The sequence below is a fragment of the Variovorax robiniae genome (assembly GCF_037889955.1).
Classification (GTDB): domain Bacteria; phylum Pseudomonadota; class Gammaproteobacteria; order Burkholderiales; family Burkholderiaceae_C; genus Variovorax; species Variovorax robiniae.
Map to the genome: position 1 here is coordinate 248454 of NZ_JBBKZS010000003.1, position 16672 is coordinate 265125.

Here is a 16672-nt window from a genome sequence, read left to right on the forward strand (position 1 = left end):
GAGCGCAGCCAGTATTGCAACAACCGCCCCTGAAGGAAATTGGACAAATGGCGACCCCCAAAGACGATGACAAAGCAGCCGACCGCATCAAGGAATCCGCTCAGCAGATCTGGCTGGCCGGCCTGGGCGCCTTCGCCAAGGCGCAGCAGGAAGGCGCCAAGGCCTTCGAGGCGCTGGTGAAGGACGGCACGGGCCTGCAGAAGAAGACCCAGCAAGCGGCCGAGGAAACGCTCGCACAGGCGCAGACCCGCATGGCCGGGTTCGCCAGCGAGTTCGGCGCCAAGGCGGTCGGCCAATGGGGCAAGCTGGAGAACATCTTCGAGGACCGCGTGGCGCGTGCCCTCGAAAAGCTCGGCATGCCCTCGGCCGCCGAGTTGACGGCGCTGCAGGCGCGCGTGGCGGAGCTCGAAGCCGAACTGGCCAGCCGCAAGGCGCCGGCCCGCACGGCCAAGACGGCAGCGAAAAAAGTCCCGGTGCGGCGCGTCAAGCGCAGCGGTCCTGCCGATCGCTGATCGCCAACGGACCGCGCTCGGGCGCATCCGGGATTCAGCCGCCGGCCCGCGCCGCATGCTGCACGGTTTGCGCTAGAGTCCCTCCAGAGTCAAAAACCGGGACAACGACATGGCCAAGAAGGCGCCACGCCGAACTGCGCAACGCATCCTGGAGGCGTCGCTCGACCTGTTCAACCGCTTCGGCGAACCGAACGTGTCGACCACGCTCGTCGCGGCCGAACTCGGCATCAGCCCCGGCAACCTGTACTACCACTACCCGGCCAAGGACGCGCTGATCAACCGCCTGTACGAGGACTACGAACAGGAGCTGAACGAACTGCTGAATGCCGCCGAAGGCGTGAACGACGTGGAGGACGCCTGGTTCTTCATGCACAGCCTGTTCGAACTGATCTGGCGCTACCGCTTCCTCTACCGCGACCTGAACGACCTGCTCAGCAAGAACCGCCTGCTCGAAACCCGCTTCCAGCTCGTGCTCGACAACAAGGCCCGCGCCATCCGCGCGCTGCTGGCCGGCATGGCCCGCGCCGGCCACCTGGAGATCGACCTGCGCGAGGTGGAGGCGCTGTCGCGCAGCATGGTCGTGGTGCTGACCTACTGGCTCAGCTACGAATACGTGCGCAACCCGCGCGAAGCACTGGAGCCGGCGCACGCCCAGGCCGCGCTCTTGCGCGGCGGCCTGCACACGCTGCACCTGCTGGCGCCCTACCTGGCGCCCATGCAGCGCAGCTATCTTCTGACATTGAGTGATGCCTATGCCCCCGATGAAGACGAGGCCCTGACAGCTTGACCACTCCTCCCGCCAACATCCGTGCCCAGTCGCTGTTGACGCCTGCGGGACCCACGGCGCGCCCGTGGACGCCCTTGCCCTACACCGACGTCGTGCGCTTCGAGGCCGGCGACCTGCTCCGGCACTGGACGCGGCTGCATGCCGGCCAGTGCCTGCCGCCGCCTGCGCCCGGGTCGCTGGCCGAAGGCTGGGCGCTGTACCACAGCGGAGATTTCGAGCGCGCGGCCGCCGTGGGCCTGGCGCACGGAAGCTTGGAAGGCCATGCGCTGGCCAACCAGGCCACCGCCATCTATGCCAACTACGTCGAGCCGCGCGAAGGCACCCGGCTGGCCTTGTTCCGTGAAGTCGCCGACCGTGCCGCGGCCCAATTGGCGCAGGAGCCCGACAACTGCCATGCCCTCTATTGGCAGGCCTACGCGCTCGGCAACTACAGCCAGGGCATCAGCGTGGCAAGGGCGCTGGCGCAAGGCCTGGGCAGCAAGGTCAAGCACATGCTGGAGCGCGTGATCGAGCTGCAGCCCGGCCATGCCGACGCGCACATCCAACTGGGCGTCTTCCATGCAGAGGTCATCGACAAGGTCGGCCCGCTCGTCGCCCGCATGACCTACGGCGTGCGCGCCGACGCCGCGCTGCGCCTGTTCGAGCGCGGCCTGGAACTGCACCCCGACTCCGCCGTCGGGCTGATGGAATACGCACGCGGCTTGCTCATGCTGGATGGCGACAGCCAGTTGCCCGAGGCAACCCGTCTCTACGAGAAGGCCGCAGCGATCCAGCCGATCGATGCGCGCGAGCGGCTGGAAGTGGAGTTGGCGCGCGCGGGGCTGGAAGACTGAATCGACGCAGCGTGCTGAGACAATGCGCCGCATGACCGATATCCAGACCCGCTTCGAAGCTGCACACGCGCAATCCAAACTGTTGTCCGAACGCCCGGACAACCCGACCCTCTTGAAGATCTACGGCTTCTACAAGCAGGCCACTGCCGGTGACAACACCGAGAAGAAGCCTGCCTTCAGCGACTTCGTTGCCCGCGCCAAGTGGGACGCCTGGACCAGCCGCAAGGGCATGAGCGCGGATGACGCGAAGCAGGGCTACATCGACCTGATCGAGTCGCTTCGCTAACGAATCGCCACGCCGATCAGGCGACGATGCCGCGTGCCCGCAGGCTCGCGATCTGCTCGTCGTTCAACCCCATCTCACGCAACACGGCGTCCGAGTCCGCGCCAAGCGCCGGCGCAGCGCGCCGATGGCTGGCGGGCGTCACCGACAACTTGGGCACGAAGCCGGGCAGCATGAGCATGCTGCCATCCGCCTGCGCAGTCGGCTGCAGCATGCCGCGCGCCGCGTAGTGCGGATCGGCGGCGATGTCGGCCACCGTGTAGATGCGGCCCGCCGGCACTTGCGCGGCCTCCAATGCGGCCAGTACTTCGGCGACCGTCCGTGAGGCGGCCCAGTCGCCGATGGCCGCGTCGATCATCTCCACCTGCGCCACGCGACCGGCATTGCTCGCGAGTGCCGGGTCGGCCGCCAGGTCGGCGCGGCCGATGCACTGCATCAGGCGACGAAAGATGCTGTCCCCGTTGCCGGCCACGATCGCATAGCCGTCGCTGCACCGATAGGCATTGGTCGGCGCGATGCCCGGCAATGCGCTGCCGGCCGCCTCGCGCACCGCGCCGAACGCGCTGTATTCGGGCAGCAGGCTTTCCATGCAATTGAACACGGCCTCGTACAGCGCCACGTCGATGACCTGGCCCTGGCCTTTCGGCATCGCCGCGCTTGCCGTGGTGTGGCGATGCTGCAACGCCAGCAGCACGCCGATCACGCCATGCAGCGAGGCCAGCGTGTCGCCGATCGACACGCCCACGCGCACCGGCACCCGCCCCGGCTCGCCCGTCAGGTGGCGCAGGCCGCCCATGGCTTCGGCGACCACGCCGAAGCCGGGACGATCCTTATAGGGCCCTGTCTGCCCATAGCCGCTGATGCGCAGCATGACCAGCGAAGGGTTCAACGCGTGCAGCGCTTCCGGGCCCAGGCCCCAGCCCTCCATGGCGCCCGGCCTGAAGTTCTCGATCAGCACGTCGGCCTCGGTGGCGAGTTGTCGCACGATGGCCTGCGCCTCCGCCTCGCGCAGGTCGAGGGCCAGCGAACGCTTGTTGCGCGATTGCGCCTGCCACCAGACGGACGTGCCGTCCTTCAGCATGCGCCATTGGCGCAGCGGATCACCCGAGCCGGGCGGCTCGATCTTGACGACCTCGGCGCCGAAATCGGCGAGCGTGCGGGCCGCGAACGGCCCGGCGATGAGTTGGCCCAGTTCAATCACACGCAACCCCGATAAGGGGCCGGCGGCCGGTGTTCGAATGGGCGATGAGGCAGTGGCTTGCATGGTCGAGAGTGTGCATGCGGGCAAGCCCCGCTTCATGTAACCCAAAAGCCTTCACGCAGGGAAAACACCTAGCGACGTGCGACTTGTGACGTTTGGCACTCATCCCTACAGTTCTTGAAACCGCGCTCGCACGCGGAGGCACTTGGGAGGGCATTGGCATGCTGCCAGACAGAGAAGTCGTTAATTTGTCACGGGAAGAGTCTTTCACCGCGAAGGTGGTGGGCTATCCGAGTCCGGCCGCGCGCTGGCACTTTCACCCTGAATTCGAGATCCACCTGGTCTTCGAGACCGAGGGGGTCTACTTCGTCGGCGACCACATCGGCCGCTTTCAGCCGGGTCACCTGGTGATGATGGGCCCGGACCTGCCGCACAACTGGATCAGCGACCAGCCCGCCGAAGGCACGGCGGACCCGCGCGGCATCATGGTGCAGTTCGGCGCCGCACTCGCCGACGGCATGGTGCGTACCTTCCCCGAGTTCCGCAAATTGGCGCCCTTGCTGGGCGAGGCCAATGCGGGTCTGGTGTTCAGCCCCGCCACCGCGACGGCGGCCCGGCCGATCATGGAGGAACTGGTCGGCGCCACCGGCCTTCGCCGGGTGGCGCTGCTGCTGTCGCTGTTCGAGTTGCTGTTCGCCGACGCCCAGCGCCGCCGCCTCGCCAGCGCCAGCTACAAGCCGGAGGCGCGCTCCTTCATGTCACATGCCATCAACCACGTGCTGGCGCACATCGGGCAGAACCTGCACACCGAGTTGCGCGAGCCGGTGCTCGCCGGACTGGTGGGACGCAGCCCCAGCGCGTTCTCGCGAGCCTTCCGCAAGCACACCGGCCAGTCCTTCGTGCGCTATGTGAACGAGTTGAGGATCAGCCGCGCCTGCGAACTCCTGGCCCACAGCGAGCGGCCGGTGCTGGATGTGTGCCTCGACGTCGGCTTCAACAACCTGTCGAACTTCAACCGCCAGTTCCTGATGCAGAAAAGCATGCCGCCTTCCAAGTTCCGCCGGCACCACCGCATGCAGGCGGCGGCATCCAGCGAGGGCGGCTACACCTCCGCCGCGTGACAGGCTTTCAGCCGGATGTGTCCGCGTCGCCGAGCAAGTCGTCGAGGTTGCGCGTGATCTGCTCCTCGATCTGCCGCGCGTAGGACTCCATCAGGAAGCCCAGCGTCATGCGCAGGGTGAAGTTGTCCTCGGTCACGCGCAGCGTGCCCTCCGCACCGGGGCGCGAGAACTTGGCGGTGTCGCTGACCCAACCTTCGGAATACTTGCAGTCCATGCCGTATTCGCTCTCGACCTTCTCGAGCCAGCCCCGCGCGACCTCGCGCGCGCCCTCCAGCCCCAGGGTGTGATTGCGTTCTATGTGGATGTCAGACACCGGGCTTTCCGTTCTCGTGAGTCATGTTTTTCAGGGCCTCCTCGCGTTGCTTCTTCGGCAGGTCGGCGAGCTTCGCGGCAGCCGCATGGAAGCGTCGCCAGTCGCGGCCCTCGCGCTCGTACAACGCCTCGAAGGCCGGCACTAGGTCATCGTAAACCGCCTGCGCGCCGAACAACGCATTATTGGCGCGCGCAACCCAGCGATCGTATGCGCCTTGCTGCGGTCCGCTCCAACCGGCGCGCATCGTTGCGTAGCGCGTGCGAAAGTCGTCCAGCGCGGCCTTCTTGCGCGCGTCCACGGCCTGCATGTCGCGGGTGCCGTTGTCGCTGTCGTCGTAGATCGCTTCCAGCTGGCGGCGGGTCTCCAGCGTGAGTTGGCGGAACTGCTGGCGGCGCTGGTCGAACTGCGCGTATTCGGTACGCGCCGCATCGCTGGCCTGGGTGGCGAGCCATTGCGCACCGCCGATGCGTTCCACCGCCGTGGCATAGGACTCGTTGAAGGCGGTGTCGCCCGGCACGTAGAGCACCTGGTGCGCCAGCTCGTGGAACATGAGGCGGGCCAGTTCGCCCTCGGGGTAGCCGATGAAGGTGGACAGCAGCGGGTCGCCGCCGGCCCAGTTGAGCCAACCCAGCGTCGAGTAGGCCGGGACCGGATACACGCCAGCCTCGAAGCCCTCGGCGCGCTGTGTCTCAGCCTCCGCCAGCGCATCGGCGTCGCGGTAGTAGCCCCTGTAGCCGACGCAACCCGCCACCGGAAAACACCAGGTCTTGAGCTTGAGCGAATAAGGCGGCGCGGCCACCACATTCCAGACGGCGGCGGCGCGATGCAGGTCGGCGTATTCGGTGTAGCTGGCGTTGTCGGGCAGCGCAAGCTCGGACACGGCAAAGCGCCGCATGCGCTGGGTGAGCGCCAGCTTGTCGCGCAGCGCGGTGGAGATCCCCGGATCGGCCAGCCATTTCGGCACGGGCTTGGCCGCGCGCATCAGGTCGAGGTGGCCATTGGCCGACTGCCAGTAGTAGCCCAGGTTGCTGCAGCCCGAGAGCGACGCCAGCGTGCCGGCCAGCACGGCCAGCAGCAGCCACGCGACCTTGCGGCGGCGCGTCATGATGCGGTGGCGGCAACACGCGCGTCGTCGCGCTCGACCTGCACCAGGCAATCGTAGAAGGTCGGGCCGCGGCCGATGTCGGTGAGGCGCTGGCTGGTGAGCTGGTTGACGTTGGTGCCGTCCATGCCCAGCTTGCGCCACCAGATGCCCAGGCCGTGCACGACACCGGCGCGGGCGCGGCGCGAGACTTCGGCGCGGCAGCGGTATTCACCGCGCGCATTGAAGACACGCACGATCGCGCCGTCGTCGATGCCGCGTGCGGCTGCGTCGTCGGCGTGGATCTCGAGCAGCGGCTCGACCTCGATCGCCCGCAGGCTGCGCACGTTGACGAAGCTGGAGTTGAGGAAGTTGCGCGCCGGCGGGGAGATCATCGCCAGCGGAAACTCGCGCGAACTGCCGGCGGGTTCGTAGTTGGGCACATGGTCGGGCAAGCCGTCCTGGCCCATCGCGACCAGGCGCTCGCTGAAGAATTCGCAGCGGCCCGACGGCGTCGGAAACCCACCGTCGGCAAAAGGTGCGTCGGGCAGCTTCAGGCTGGTGAAGCCTTGCGTTTCCAGTTCGTTGAAGTCGATCACGTCGGGCGCAAAGGCCTGCCGGCACAGCGCCTCGTCGTCGTCGCTGAAGCAAGGCTCGGTGAAGCCCATGCGGCGCGCCAGCTCTCGGAACACCCAGGCATTGCTGCGCGCCTCGCCGCGCGGGGCCACGGCCGGGCGGTTGAGCAGCACGTCCGTGTGGCCGTAGCTGGTGTGGATGTCCCAGTGCTCGAGCTGCGTGGTGGCGGGCAGCACGTAGTCGGCATAGTCGGCAGTGTCGGTCTGGAACTGCTCCAGCACCACGGTGAACAGGTCTTCGCGCGCGAAGCCGGCGACCACCTTGCCGGATTCGGGTGCGATGGCGACGGGGTTGCTGTTGTAGACCACGAGCACGTTGATCGGGTTGGCCGTGTCCAGCAGGGCGTCGCCAATGTTCGTCATGTTGATAGTGCGCGGCGTGCGGCCGGCGAGCAGGTCGGGGCGTTGCAGCGCGGCGCGGTCGACCGGGAAGAAGCCGGTCGCGCTCAGCAGCACGCCACCCGCGCGATGGCGCCAGGCGCCGGTCAGTGCCGGCAAGCAGGCAATGGCGCGCGCCGCATTGCCGCCGCCGCGCACGCGCTGCATGCCGTAGTTCATGCGGATCGCGGCCGGCTTCGTGGTGCCGTAGGCCTGCGCCAGCGCGACGATCTGCGCCTCGGGCACGCCGCAGACGGCTGCTGCGCGCGACGGCGGCCATTGCAATGCGCGTTCGCGCAATTGCTCCCAACCCAGCGTGTGCCGGGCGATGTAGTCGTGGTCGAGCCAGTCGTGCACGATGAGTTCGTGCATCAGCGCGAGTGCGAGTGCGGCATCGGTGCCCGGCAGCAGCGCGATGTGCTCGTCGCACTTGTCGGCGGTCTCGGTCTTGCGCGGGTCGATGCAGACCAGGCGCGCGCCGTTGCGCTTCGCCGCCTGCGCATGACGCCAGAAGTGCAGGTTGCTGCCGATCGAGTTGCTGCCCCAGATCAGGATCAGCTTCGCTTCCGCGAAGAACTCGACCCGCATGCCGACCTTGCCGCCCAACGTAAAACTTAAGGCTTCACCACCCGCGGTCGAGCAGATGGTGCGGTCCAGCAGCGATGCACCGAGCTTGTGGAAAAAACGACGATCCATCGATTCGCCCTGCACCAAGCCCATCGTGCCAGCGTAACTGTAAGGCACAATCGTATCTGAATGTTTCGTCAGCTTCAGGCGTGCCGCGATTGCGTCGAGCGCCTCGTCCCACGAGACCGGGGCGAACTGGCCGGAGCCCTTGGGTCCGGTGCGGCGCAATGGGGTGGTCAGGCGCTCGGGGTGGTCGTTGCGCTCGATGTAACGCGAGACCTTTGTGCACAGGACGCCGGCGGTATGGCTGTGATCGGGGTTGCCCTGCAACTTGACCGCGACGCCGTCCCGCACGGTGGTGACCAGCGCGCAGGTGTCGGGGCAGTCGTGCGGGCAGGCGCCGCGCACGACGGTGGCATTGGCGAATGGAGTTTTTTCGGTGGGCGCCAGGGCATCAAGCATCGGGCGAGTCTAGTGAGTTGTGCACGCACCTTGCGTGCTGAGGGGTTCCGGAATGTTGAATCGCAGACAGTTTTCCATGGCGGCTGCCGGTGCGGCAGCGCTGGGCAATTTCCAGATCGCGCGCGCGCAGAGCGAGACGCCGATCGTGCTGGGCCAGTCGGCACCGTTTACCGGTCCGTCGGCGCAGTTGGGCATCCAGTTCTACCAGGGCGCCAAGCTGTATCTGGACATCTACAACGCCCAGCCGGGGCGCGACGTGCAGTTGAAGTTCCTCGACGACGGCTATGAGCCCGAGCGCACAGTCGCCAACACGCGCAAGCTGATCGACGAGGACGTGTTCGCGCTGTTCGGCTACATCGGCACGCCGACCAGCCTGGCCGCGCTGCCGCTGACGGTGAAGGACAAGGTTCCTTTCGTCGCGCCGTTCACCGGTGCGATGGCCCTGCGCGAGCCGTTCCAGAAGAACGTGTTCCACCTGCGCGCCTCGTACAACGACGAGACGGCGTTGATCGTGCGGCAACTGACGTACCTGGGCCTGAAGCGGATCGCGGTCTTCTATCAGAACGACGCGTATGGCAAGGCGGGTCTCGACGGTGTGACGCTGGCGATGGGGCAGCAGGAACTGAAGCCGCTGGCGCTGGGAACGGTGGAGCGCAACTCGGTGGAGGTGGCGGCTGCCGTGAAGCACATCGTCGCGGCGCAGCCGGAGGCGATCGTGCAGATCGGCGCGTACAAGGCATGCGCGGCGTTCATCCGGGAAGCGCGCAAGGCGGGCTATGGCGGCACGTTCTTCAATGTGTCGTTCGTTGGGACGCAGGCCTTGGCGGACGAGTTGGGCAAGGACGGCGCGGGCGTCGTGGTGTCGCAGGTCGTGCCCTCGCCCTACAACCCGGCCAACGGGATCACGCGCGAGTTCTCCGAGGCGGTGCGCAAGAGTGGCGGCAACACCAAGGCGAACTTCTCGAGCATGGAAGGCTACCTGGCAGCGAAGGTGCTGACGGAGGGGCTGAAGCGCGCGGGTGGCAAGCCGACGCGCGAGACCCTGATCACCGGGCTGGAAGCGATCGACAAGCAGCAGTTTGGCGGGTTCGACGTGTCGTTCTCATCGAAGAACCATGTGGCTTCGAAGTTCGTGGAGTTGTCGATGATCACGGGGGATGGAAGGGTTCGGACATGATGGGGACGCTTGCGTCTCTGGAATTGCTCGTTGATTTGTTGATGCCGGTTCGTTCTCCCTGGTAAGAGCGCCCGGCACGCGGTACGGACCGGCCGACCCTACTGCACCGGCCCCTTCGGGGCTCCCTTGCAGTGCTCGCATTTGGCGGGGTCCACATGAACTCGCTGCGCTCAAACAGCATGTGGCCCTGATCCGCCAAATGCTGCGCGCTTCAGCGGCGCACAAGGGATCGACCAACCCGCACCGCGCACCGGGCTTGGGGGTGATCGAATGCCGCGTCCTCTTTTGGGGGGGCTGCCCTCACTCCGGCCCTCTCCCAGAGGGAGAGGGAGCAATACCGCGCAACTTGTCCACGGCGGTGGGTGGGGTTCGGTGCGCGACAGGTGCCGCCTCTGTGCCGCCGAAGCGCGCAGCGATCCGCGGATCAGGGCCACGTGCTGTTTGAGCCGAAGGCGAGTTCACGTGGACCCCGCGGATCGTGAGCACTGCAGGGGAGCCCCGAAGGGGCCGGCACAGTGAAGGCACATGGCGTGCACCGCACGCCGCCCACCGCCGCGCCCCGTTTGCAAATCACAGGCCGCGCCGGAACCTCAGCCCGTCAACCCATCCACCGCCTGGAACATCGCCTGCCGCGCCTGGCTGATGATCTGCCCCTTCCACGCATCGGTGTCTGTGTAGAACGCATCCATCATCTGCGCGTGGATGGTGTCGGCCAGTTCCGGCGCGGCGCCGGGATGCGCGTGCAGCCAATGGTCGGCGCGCAATGCGCCCATGACTTCGAGCAGCGGCTGCGTGCCGTACTCCAGCGCGATGGCGGTGAACTCCGCCCGCGAACACTCCTCGTAGACCGCGTTCATCATCAGCCCGGTCAACTTGGCCGAAGTCGACGTGCCGTCGTAGATCGACGTCACCGGCGCCTTGTCCGTGCCCCACCAGGCATTGGCGCGGGCATACGCGGCCTTGTCGTCGCGGCAGGCGAAGATGCGTTCGCCGATGCCGTTCGGGCCCAGGCCCGTGTGCAGGTCGATCCAGGCGATCTTGCGGGCCTGCTGCGCCTGGGATCGCAGCACCTGCCGGAAAGTGCTGTTGCTCCAGGTCGGCGCCTTGCCACCGAAGAACAGGCCGTCGTCGAACTGGTACTGGCCACCGCTGATCGCGAGTTGATAAGCAGGCAGGCCGTGCTTCTCGACCCATGCGCCGATCTCGGCATCGTTCTTCGGCGCGGGCGGCCATTCGGCGGGCAACAGCAACGAATGCAGCTTGGCATAGCCCGCGTTCACCGGGAGCGGCTGGCTGAAGTCGACGAAATTGCGATTGAGGTCCACGTTCTCATGCGTAACGCGTCGGCCATGCGCGAAACCGTGGGGGTTGAGCGCATGCAGGTACAGCACCGCGACACCAGCCTTGGCGGCCTTGTCACGCCATTCGGCGTCATGCAGCGCAAAGCCTTGCACGCCGCTGCCGCAATGGCCTTCGATGCCGTGGCAGGCGCTGCTGACGATCAGCAGATGCTGCGCATCGGGCGAACCATCGAGCGCGACATCCATCGACAGGTCCTCGCCGTTGGGGCCCTTGAGGGGATGCGGATGCGCATCGACCTTGAGGCCGGCGGCAACACAGCCTTGCAGGAACTTGCGGCGCGCTTCGGCGTAGGTGGGCGAAAAGGCTTCGACAACCCCGATCACGCTGCACCACCCGGCTTCAGGAACTGCTCCGCAATGCTCACCCAGCAGGTCGCACCCAGCGGGATCAGTTCGTCATTGAAGTCGTAGCTCGCGTTGTGCAAGGTGCAAGGCCCACCGCCGTGATGCATGGCGCGATGCGACCCGTCGCCATTGCCAATGAAGGCATAGGCACCGGGCTTGGCCTGCAGCATGAAGGAGAAGTCCTCGGCGGTCATCGCGGGATCCTGCGGCAGCACGTTCTCTTCGCCCACGATGCCGGCCATCACGCGGCGTGCGAAGTTGGCCTCGTCCGGCGTGTTGATGGTCGGCGGGTAGTTGCGCACGAACTCGAATTCGCACTCGGCGTTGTGCACCGCGCACAGGCCCTCTGCGACCTGCTTCATGCGCGCCTCGATCAGGTCCAGCACCTCCAGCGAGAAGGTGCGCACCGTGCCGCGCAATTCGACGTTGTTCGGGATCACGTTGACCGCCTCGCCGGCATGGAACATCGTGACCGAGATGACGCCCGCGTCGGTCGGTTTCTTGTTGCGCGTGAGGATGGTCTGGAAGGCCTGCACCATCTCGCAGCCGATCGGCACCGGGTCGATGCCGGTGTGCGGCAGCGCCGCATGGCCGCCCTTGCCGCGGATGACGATGCGGAACTCGTTGCTCGAGGCCATGCAGGGGCCGGGGCTCACCGCGAACTGGCCGGCCTTCATGCCGGGCCAGTTGTGCATGCCGAACACGGCCTCCATCGGGAACTTCTCGAACAGGCCTTCCTTGATCATCTCGCGGGCGCCGCCGCCACCCTCTTCCGCGGGCTGGAAGATCAGGTAGACGGTGCCGTCGAAGTTGCGGTTCGTCGCCAGGTGCTGCGCCGCCGCCAGCAGCATCGCGGTGTGGCCGTCATGGCCGCAGGCGTGCATCTTGCCGTGGTGCTTGCTCGCATGTTCAAAGGTGTTGAGCTCGGTCACGGGCAACGCATCGATGTCGGCGCGCAGGCCGACCGCACGTTTGCTGCTGCCGTTCTGGACGATGCCGATGACGCCGGTGGTACCGAGCCCGCGATGGATCGGGATGCCCCATTCGGTGAGCTTGGCTGCGACCACGTCGGCCGTTCGCACTTCCTGGAAACACAACTCGGGATGGGCATGCAGGTCGCGTCGAACCGCGGCGATGCCGGCCGCCTGGGTGACGAGGGAATCGATGAGTTTCATGGTGCGGACAGTCTAGGCCTTGCTGCAAAGGCTCGCATGGGCGACTACCCGATTCCCTCGCGGTGCGCTCAGCGGCCGGTTTCCTTGAGCCAGGCTGCGCGCGCAGAAAGCGCTGTGTCGGTGAAGTCGGTGAACAACCCGTCCACGCCGAGCCGGTAGTACGCAAGGTACTCGTTCTTCGGATCGCCCTTGTAGTCGCTGGCGAGCCGCCGGCTCTCGTTGCGGAAGGTGAACGGGTGGACGAACAGGCCGGCCTTGTGCGCATCGGCCACCAGCGTGGTGGGCGGCATGGAGACGGAATCCGCGTCGTTGAGCTTGCCGTCGCCGTTGATGTCCACCTGCTTGCCATCGGCGCCGATGGTTCCCCTGGTGCTGATGATGTAGCGCTTCCACGGGCCGATGCCGTCGGCATAGGTGGCGATCTCGGCCAGGCCGGCCGGCGTCGCCATCACGGCGAACGTGCGCTTGTCGCCGGCCTTGGTCCATTCGTACGGGCGCTCCACCGGAACCGCGTAGGTCATGGCGCCGGTCTTCGGATCGATGCCGTCGCCGTCGATCAACTGGATCAGCTTGGTCTTCAGGCCCTTGCCCTTCATGTACTTGAGGCTGCCGGGCTCGAAGGACTGCACGTACACCGGCGCCGTCTTGCTGTTGAGGCCGGCCTTGTCGAGCATGGCGATGAGCTTGTCTTCCATTGGCAGGCCGAGGTCGCGGAACCAGGTGGGGTTCTTGGTCTCCGGGTAGATGGCGATGGGGCGCCCCGTTTCCCTCTGCTTCGCGGCGGCCAGGTCAAGCACTTCCTGGAAAGTCGGAACCTTGTAGAGGCCATTGAACTGCTGCGGGCGCTCGGGGTCGGTGGAGATCGCGCCGAGCGTCTTGATCTCGGCCAGCGTGAAGTCCTGGCTGAACCAGCCGGTCTGCGTTTCGCCGTCGACCTGCATCGTCTTCTTGCGCGAGGCGAACTCGGGTTTGGTGGCGACGTTGGTGCTGAGCGCGAGGTTGGGGTCGTGGCGCGTGATCAGCACGCCGTCCTTGGTGACGATGAGGTCCATCTCGATCACGTCGGCGCCGAGTTCGATGGCGCGTGTGTAGGCCTCGATGGTTTCCTCCGGGACGTAGCCGGAGGCGCCCCGGTGCGCCACCACCAGCGGCGGCCGGCCGTCGAGCGTAGGCAAGGGCCGCTGGCCGACACCAGCCGTCGTGCAGGCGCCCAGCGCGGCCAGCGCCGCGGCGGACAAGGCCATCGACACCGCGCGTGATGCAGGAAATGCGGAAGGAAGTGCGGAAAGGATTGCGCGCATAGGTTCTTCTCTTTCTCTCGCCGTTGAAAACCGAGAGCCTACCTTCGTCATGTGTCAGCACTTGTCACAACTTGCCTGCGCCTGGTTTCCGTGGCGCGCCTCCATCGCATTGAGGATGAATTTCGAGAACGAACGCACACGCGGTTGCCAAGCGTTGCAAGGGGGCGACGCAGCACTTGCAGTTCCGTGAGAATGAACCCATGCCACACGTTCTCTCCAGCCGCAGCCTGCACATCGCGCAAACCCTGGTGCGGATGAACACCGTCAGCAGCAGGAGCAACCTGGAACTGATCGACTTCATTCGCGACCACCTGGCCGGCATCGGCGTGCGCAGCCGTATCACCCGCAATGCCGACCGCACCAAGGCCAACCTGTTCGCCACGCTGGGCGCGGGCAAGCCGGCCGGCGTGATCATCTCGGGCCACACCGACACGGTGCCGTGGGACGGGCAGGACTGGAGCGTGGACCCACTCTCGGGCATCGTGCAGGCCTGGCCCGAGGGCGTGGGCGAGGATGGCGAGGTCGCGCATTCGGTGCCGCGCCTCTATGGCCGCGGCTCGGCCGACATGAAGAGCTTCATCGCCATCGCGCTGGCCAATGCCGAGCGCTTCATCGAAAGCAACTCGCCCTTCGCGGTGCACTTCGCGTTCAGCTACGACGAGGAGGTCGGCTGCTTCGGCGTGAAGGAATTGATCGCCGACATGAAGGAGGCCGGCATCAAGCCGCTGGCCTGCATCATCGGCGAGCCGACCGAGATGGTTCCAGCCATCGCGCACAAGGGCGTATACCGGTACAGGTGCTGCGTGCGCGGCAAGGAGGCGCACTCGTCGCTGACGCCGAACTCGGTCAACGCCATCGAGATGGGCGCCCGCGTGATCGGCAAGCTGCGCGACATGGCCGAGGGCTTCGAACTGAGCGAGCCGCGCTACGAAGGCTTCGACGTGCCCTACAGCACGGCCAGCGTGGGCCAGTTCCGTGGCGGCATGGCCGACAACGTGGTGCCGCGCGACGCCGAGTTTCGCTACGAGTTCCGCAACCTGCCGACCGCGGACGCGCAGGACATGCAGAAGGAGGTGCTGGCTTTTGCCGCGAAGACCGAAGTCGCGATGAAGAAGGTCGCGCCCGAGGCCGGCTTCACCTTCGAGACGATCTGCGAAGTGCCCAGCTTCATGGGCTCGGCCAACGACCCGGTCACGCGCCTGGCCCAACGCCTTTCCGGGGAAGCACGCGTGACGCAGATCGCCTTCGGCACCGAGGCCGGTCTGTTCAAGAGCGCCGGCATCCCGACGGTGGTGTGCGGCCCCGGCAGCATCCACCAGGCGCACCAGCCCGACGAGTTCGTGACGCTGGACCAGTTGGCCCGCTGCGAAGAGTTCATGCGAGGCCTGGCGACGGTCAAGTCGATCGGGTGACATGAAGCGCGTCGCGCTGGCCCTGCTGTGCGGTGCGGCGCTGCTCTATGCGCTGTCCAGCGTCATGGACGCACGCTACCCGGATGCAGCATGGGGCGCGTGGGGCTACGTCGCGGCCTTTGCCGAAGCGGCGATGGTCGGCGCCATTGCCGACTGGTTCGCGGTGGTCGCGCTGTTCCGGCATCCGCTCGGCCTGCCCATACCGCACACGGCCATCATCCCGAGCAACAAGGACCGCATCGGCGCCAAGCTCGCCGGCTTCATCTGCAACAACTTCCTCGGCACCGAGCAGGTGCTGGCCAAGCTGCGCGAGTTCGATGCCGCTGGCCGGCTGGCCGACTGGCTGGCCCGGCCCGCCAGCGCCGACAAGCTCGGCGAATGGGGCGTGCTGGCCGCACGCTACGGGCTCTCCGCCTTCGACGATGCGCGCGTGCGCGACTTCCTCGGCAACATTGCCAAGGCAGGCATTGCGCAGCTCGACATCTCCCGCGCCGCCGGGCAGGCGCTCGAAGCCCTGACCGCCGGCGGCCGCCACCAGGCCCTGCTGAACGACGCGCTGGCCCAGATCTCCGAACTGCTGGAAGGCGAGACCGCGCAGGCGCAGATCACCGAGGCGATTGCGCGCGAGGTCAAGTCGCTGCGCTTCGTCGGGCTGGACCAGGTCGCCGCGCGGCTTGGCACGAAGAAGGTGGTGTCGGCCGTCGCCAGGAGCCTGGCCGAGATCGCGTCCGAGCCGGACCATCCGTTGCGCGCGCGTTTCGACGACGCCATGGCCGTGTTCATCGCCCGGCTTCGGCATGACCCCGCTTTCCAGCAACGTGGCGAGGACATCCGCGCCGAACTGATGGCGCACCCTGCCCTCGGCGAGTACCTCCACGGCCTGTGGGACGCGTTGCTCGGCTGGCTGCGCGACGACCTGGGCCGAGCCGACTCCATCATCGGCCAGCGCATCGCCGCCTTGACCTCGGCGCTCGGCACGCGCCTGCAGGCCGACACGGAGATTCGCCAGTGGATCAACGAGCAGGTCGAAGCCGCTGCGCCGCTGGCCATCGAACGCTACCGCGAGGACATCCGCCGCTACATCGTCGAGCGCGTCGGCCAATGGAACGCCCACGAGATGACCCGCGAGCTGGAACAGCACATCGGCCGCGACCTGCAATTCATCCGCATCAACGGCACGCTGGTCGGTGGCTTGGTGGGTCTGGTCATCCATGCGGTGACGCATTGGGTCCGCGGCTGATCGGGAAAGCAGTACTTTCGACCAGATTGCAACTGATCCGACACAACTGTATCTTTGTGTGTCCGAGAAAGGCTGCTTCGATGGACCTGGATTTTCATGTGCAAAAGATCGACGCGCTCACGCCTCGCGCCGCCAAGATCGCCCTGCGAATGCTGGATGGCGACCCGCGCATTCCTACCGAATGGGTCGTGACCCTGCGCCCTGCCCTGGTGGGCCGCAGCACCGAGTCGGAGGGATTCAAGAGCACCGACTGGATGACGATGGCCGCCATCGAGAAGCCAGCGATCCGCCGCGTGGCCGAGTTCTTCGAGAGCCGCGAGCAGCGGCATGCGCGACTTTGGGTAATGAGCCTGCGCAAGGCGTCGCAGCAATTGAATGATCGGCGAGCGGCCGATACGGTCAACGGATCGCTGGCGGGCTGAACGTAC

General features: G+C 66.6%; 16 protein-coding genes. 9 read left to right on the top strand and 7 right to left on the bottom strand.

What is annotated here, in order from left to right; translation table 11 throughout:
- Positions 1-47: 47 nt before the first annotated feature.
- The 4 genes from WKW79_RS09280 to WKW79_RS09295 all read left to right on the top strand — a co-directional run bounded on the left by WKW79_RS09280 (position 48) and on the right by WKW79_RS09295 (position 2418).
- Positions 48-512 carry a phasin family protein gene (locus tag WKW79_RS09280; RefSeq protein ID WP_340334850.1) on the top strand — a complete coding sequence of 155 codons (465 nt, stop codon included), beginning with the start codon at positions 48-50 and terminating at the stop codon, positions 510-512.
- Between the two features lie 109 nt (positions 513-621).
- Positions 622-1299 (top strand): TetR/AcrR family transcriptional regulator, encoded by a 678-nt coding sequence (locus WKW79_RS09285; RefSeq protein WP_340334851.1) that lies wholly within the window; start codon positions 622-624, stop codon positions 1297-1299.
- Positions 1300-1316: 17 nt separating this feature from the next.
- Positions 1317-2132: a tetratricopeptide repeat protein gene (locus tag WKW79_RS09290; RefSeq protein ID WP_422823864.1), complete on the top strand. Its 816-nt coding sequence runs from the start codon at positions 1317-1319 to the stop codon at positions 2130-2132.
- A 31-nt stretch (positions 2133-2163) separates the two neighbouring features.
- Complete coding sequence (locus tag WKW79_RS09295) at positions 2164-2418, top strand: acyl-CoA-binding protein (RefSeq protein WP_340334852.1); 255 nt, start codon at positions 2164-2166, stop codon at positions 2416-2418.
- 16 nt (positions 2419-2434) lie between these two features.
- On the opposite strand, the gene WKW79_RS09300 is transcribed toward WKW79_RS09295, so the two are convergent.
- Positions 2435-3679: a CaiB/BaiF CoA transferase family protein gene (locus tag WKW79_RS09300; protein WP_340334853.1), complete on the bottom strand. Its 1245-nt coding sequence runs from the start codon at positions 3677-3679 to the stop codon at positions 2435-2437.
- Positions 3680-3837: 158 nt separating this feature from the next.
- On the opposite strand from WKW79_RS09300, the gene WKW79_RS09305 reads away from it, so the two are divergent.
- A complete protein-coding gene (locus WKW79_RS09305) occupies positions 3838-4737 on the top strand; it encodes an AraC family transcriptional regulator (RefSeq protein WP_340334854.1) in 900 nt (299 codons plus the stop codon).
- A gap of 7 nt (positions 4738-4744) precedes the next feature.
- Here the strand turns inward: WKW79_RS09305 and WKW79_RS09310 are convergent, their stop codons facing one another.
- Genes WKW79_RS09310 through WKW79_RS09320 form a run of 3 tightly spaced genes read right to left on the bottom strand, consistent with a single transcriptional unit; the run spans position 4745 to position 8233 of the window.
- Complete coding sequence (locus WKW79_RS09310; protein ID WP_340334855.1) at positions 4745-5050, bottom strand: polyhydroxyalkanoic acid system family protein; 306 nt, start codon at positions 5048-5050, stop codon at positions 4745-4747.
- Entirely contained in the window at positions 5043-6155 is a 1113-nt protein-coding gene (locus WKW79_RS09315) for an aminopeptidase (protein WP_340334856.1), read from the bottom strand. The genes WKW79_RS09310 and WKW79_RS09315 overlap by 8 nt, the downstream gene beginning before the upstream one ends.
- Positions 6152-8233, bottom strand: a complete 2082-nt coding sequence (locus tag WKW79_RS09320) for a molybdopterin-containing oxidoreductase family protein (RefSeq protein ID WP_340334857.1) — start codon at positions 8231-8233, stop codon at positions 6152-6154. The genes WKW79_RS09315 and WKW79_RS09320 overlap by 4 nt, the downstream gene beginning before the upstream one ends.
- A 52-nt stretch (positions 8234-8285) precedes the next feature.
- On the opposite strand from WKW79_RS09320, the gene WKW79_RS09325 reads away from it, so the two are divergent.
- Positions 8286-9410, top strand: a complete 1125-nt coding sequence (locus tag WKW79_RS09325) for an ABC transporter substrate-binding protein (RefSeq protein ID WP_340334858.1) — start codon at positions 8286-8288, stop codon at positions 9408-9410.
- A 590-nt stretch (positions 9411-10000) separates the two neighbouring features.
- On the opposite strand, the gene WKW79_RS09330 is transcribed toward WKW79_RS09325, so the two are convergent.
- The 3 genes from WKW79_RS09330 to WKW79_RS09340 form a co-directional block, all read right to left on the bottom strand.
- Positions 10001-11095 carry a M14 family metallopeptidase gene (locus WKW79_RS09330; RefSeq protein WP_340334859.1) on the bottom strand — a complete coding sequence of 365 codons (1095 nt, stop codon included), beginning with the start codon at positions 11093-11095 and terminating at the stop codon, positions 10001-10003.
- Complete coding sequence (locus WKW79_RS09335) at positions 11092-12291, bottom strand: M20 aminoacylase family protein (protein ID WP_340334860.1); 1200 nt, start codon at positions 12289-12291, stop codon at positions 11092-11094. The genes WKW79_RS09330 and WKW79_RS09335 overlap by 4 nt, the downstream gene beginning before the upstream one ends.
- 68 nt (positions 12292-12359) lie before the next feature.
- The gene (locus WKW79_RS09340) at positions 12360-13535 is read right to left on the bottom strand and encodes a glycerophosphodiester phosphodiesterase (RefSeq protein WP_340334861.1); all 1176 of its coding nucleotides are present in this window, start codon (positions 13533-13535) and stop codon (positions 12360-12362) included.
- A gap of 257 nt (positions 13536-13792) precedes the next feature.
- Between WKW79_RS09340 and argE the strand changes: the two genes are divergently transcribed.
- From argE to WKW79_RS09355, 3 genes are all read left to right on the top strand, one after another.
- Positions 13793-15004 carry an acetylornithine deacetylase gene (gene argE / locus WKW79_RS09345; protein ID WP_340334862.1) on the top strand — a complete coding sequence of 404 codons (1212 nt, stop codon included), beginning with the start codon at positions 13793-13795 and terminating at the stop codon, positions 15002-15004.
- A 1-nt stretch (position 15005) separates the two neighbouring features.
- Positions 15006-16244, top strand: coding sequence for a DUF445 domain-containing protein (locus tag WKW79_RS09350; protein ID WP_340334863.1), 1239 nt, complete (start codon positions 15006-15008; stop codon positions 16242-16244).
- Between the two features lie 80 nt (positions 16245-16324).
- A complete protein-coding gene (locus WKW79_RS09355; protein ID WP_340334864.1) occupies positions 16325-16666 on the top strand; it encodes a hypothetical protein in 342 nt (113 codons plus the stop codon).
- Positions 16667-16672 lie beyond the last annotated feature (6 nt).

Coding starts and splice junctions, on each gene's coding strand:
- WKW79_RS09280 (WP_340334850.1), top strand. CDS start 48: ATGGCGACCCCCAAAGACGATGACAAAGCAGCCGACCGCATCAAGGAA.
- WKW79_RS09285 (WP_340334851.1), top strand. CDS start 622: ATGGCCAAGAAGGCGCCACGCCGAACTGCGCAACGCATCCTGGAGGCG.
- WKW79_RS09295 (WP_340334852.1), top strand. CDS start 2,164: ATGACCGATATCCAGACCCGCTTCGAAGCTGCACACGCGCAATCCAAA.
- WKW79_RS09300 (WP_340334853.1), bottom strand. CDS start 3,679: ATGCAAGCCACTGCCTCATCGCCCATTCGAACACCGGCCGCCGGCCCC.
- WKW79_RS09305 (WP_340334854.1), top strand. CDS start 3,838: ATGCTGCCAGACAGAGAAGTCGTTAATTTGTCACGGGAAGAGTCTTTC.
- WKW79_RS09315 (WP_340334856.1), bottom strand. CDS start 6,155: ATGACGCGCCGCCGCAAGGTCGCGTGGCTGCTGCTGGCCGTGCTGGCC.
- WKW79_RS09320 (WP_340334857.1), bottom strand. CDS start 8,233: ATGCTTGATGCCCTGGCGCCCACCGAAAAAACTCCATTCGCCAATGCC.
- WKW79_RS09325 (WP_340334858.1), top strand. CDS start 8,286: ATGTTGAATCGCAGACAGTTTTCCATGGCGGCTGCCGGTGCGGCAGCG.
- WKW79_RS09335 (WP_340334860.1), bottom strand. CDS start 12,291: ATGAAACTCATCGATTCCCTCGTCACCCAGGCGGCCGGCATCGCCGCG.
- WKW79_RS09340 (WP_340334861.1), bottom strand. CDS start 13,535: ATGGCCTTGTCCGCCGCGGCGCTGGCCGCGCTGGGCGCCTGCACGACG.
- argE (WP_340334862.1), top strand. CDS start 13,793: ATGCCACACGTTCTCTCCAGCCGCAGCCTGCACATCGCGCAAACCCTG.
- WKW79_RS09350 (WP_340334863.1), top strand. CDS start 15,006: ATGAAGCGCGTCGCGCTGGCCCTGCTGTGCGGTGCGGCGCTGCTCTAT.
- WKW79_RS09355 (WP_340334864.1), top strand. CDS start 16,325: ATGGACCTGGATTTTCATGTGCAAAAGATCGACGCGCTCACGCCTCGC.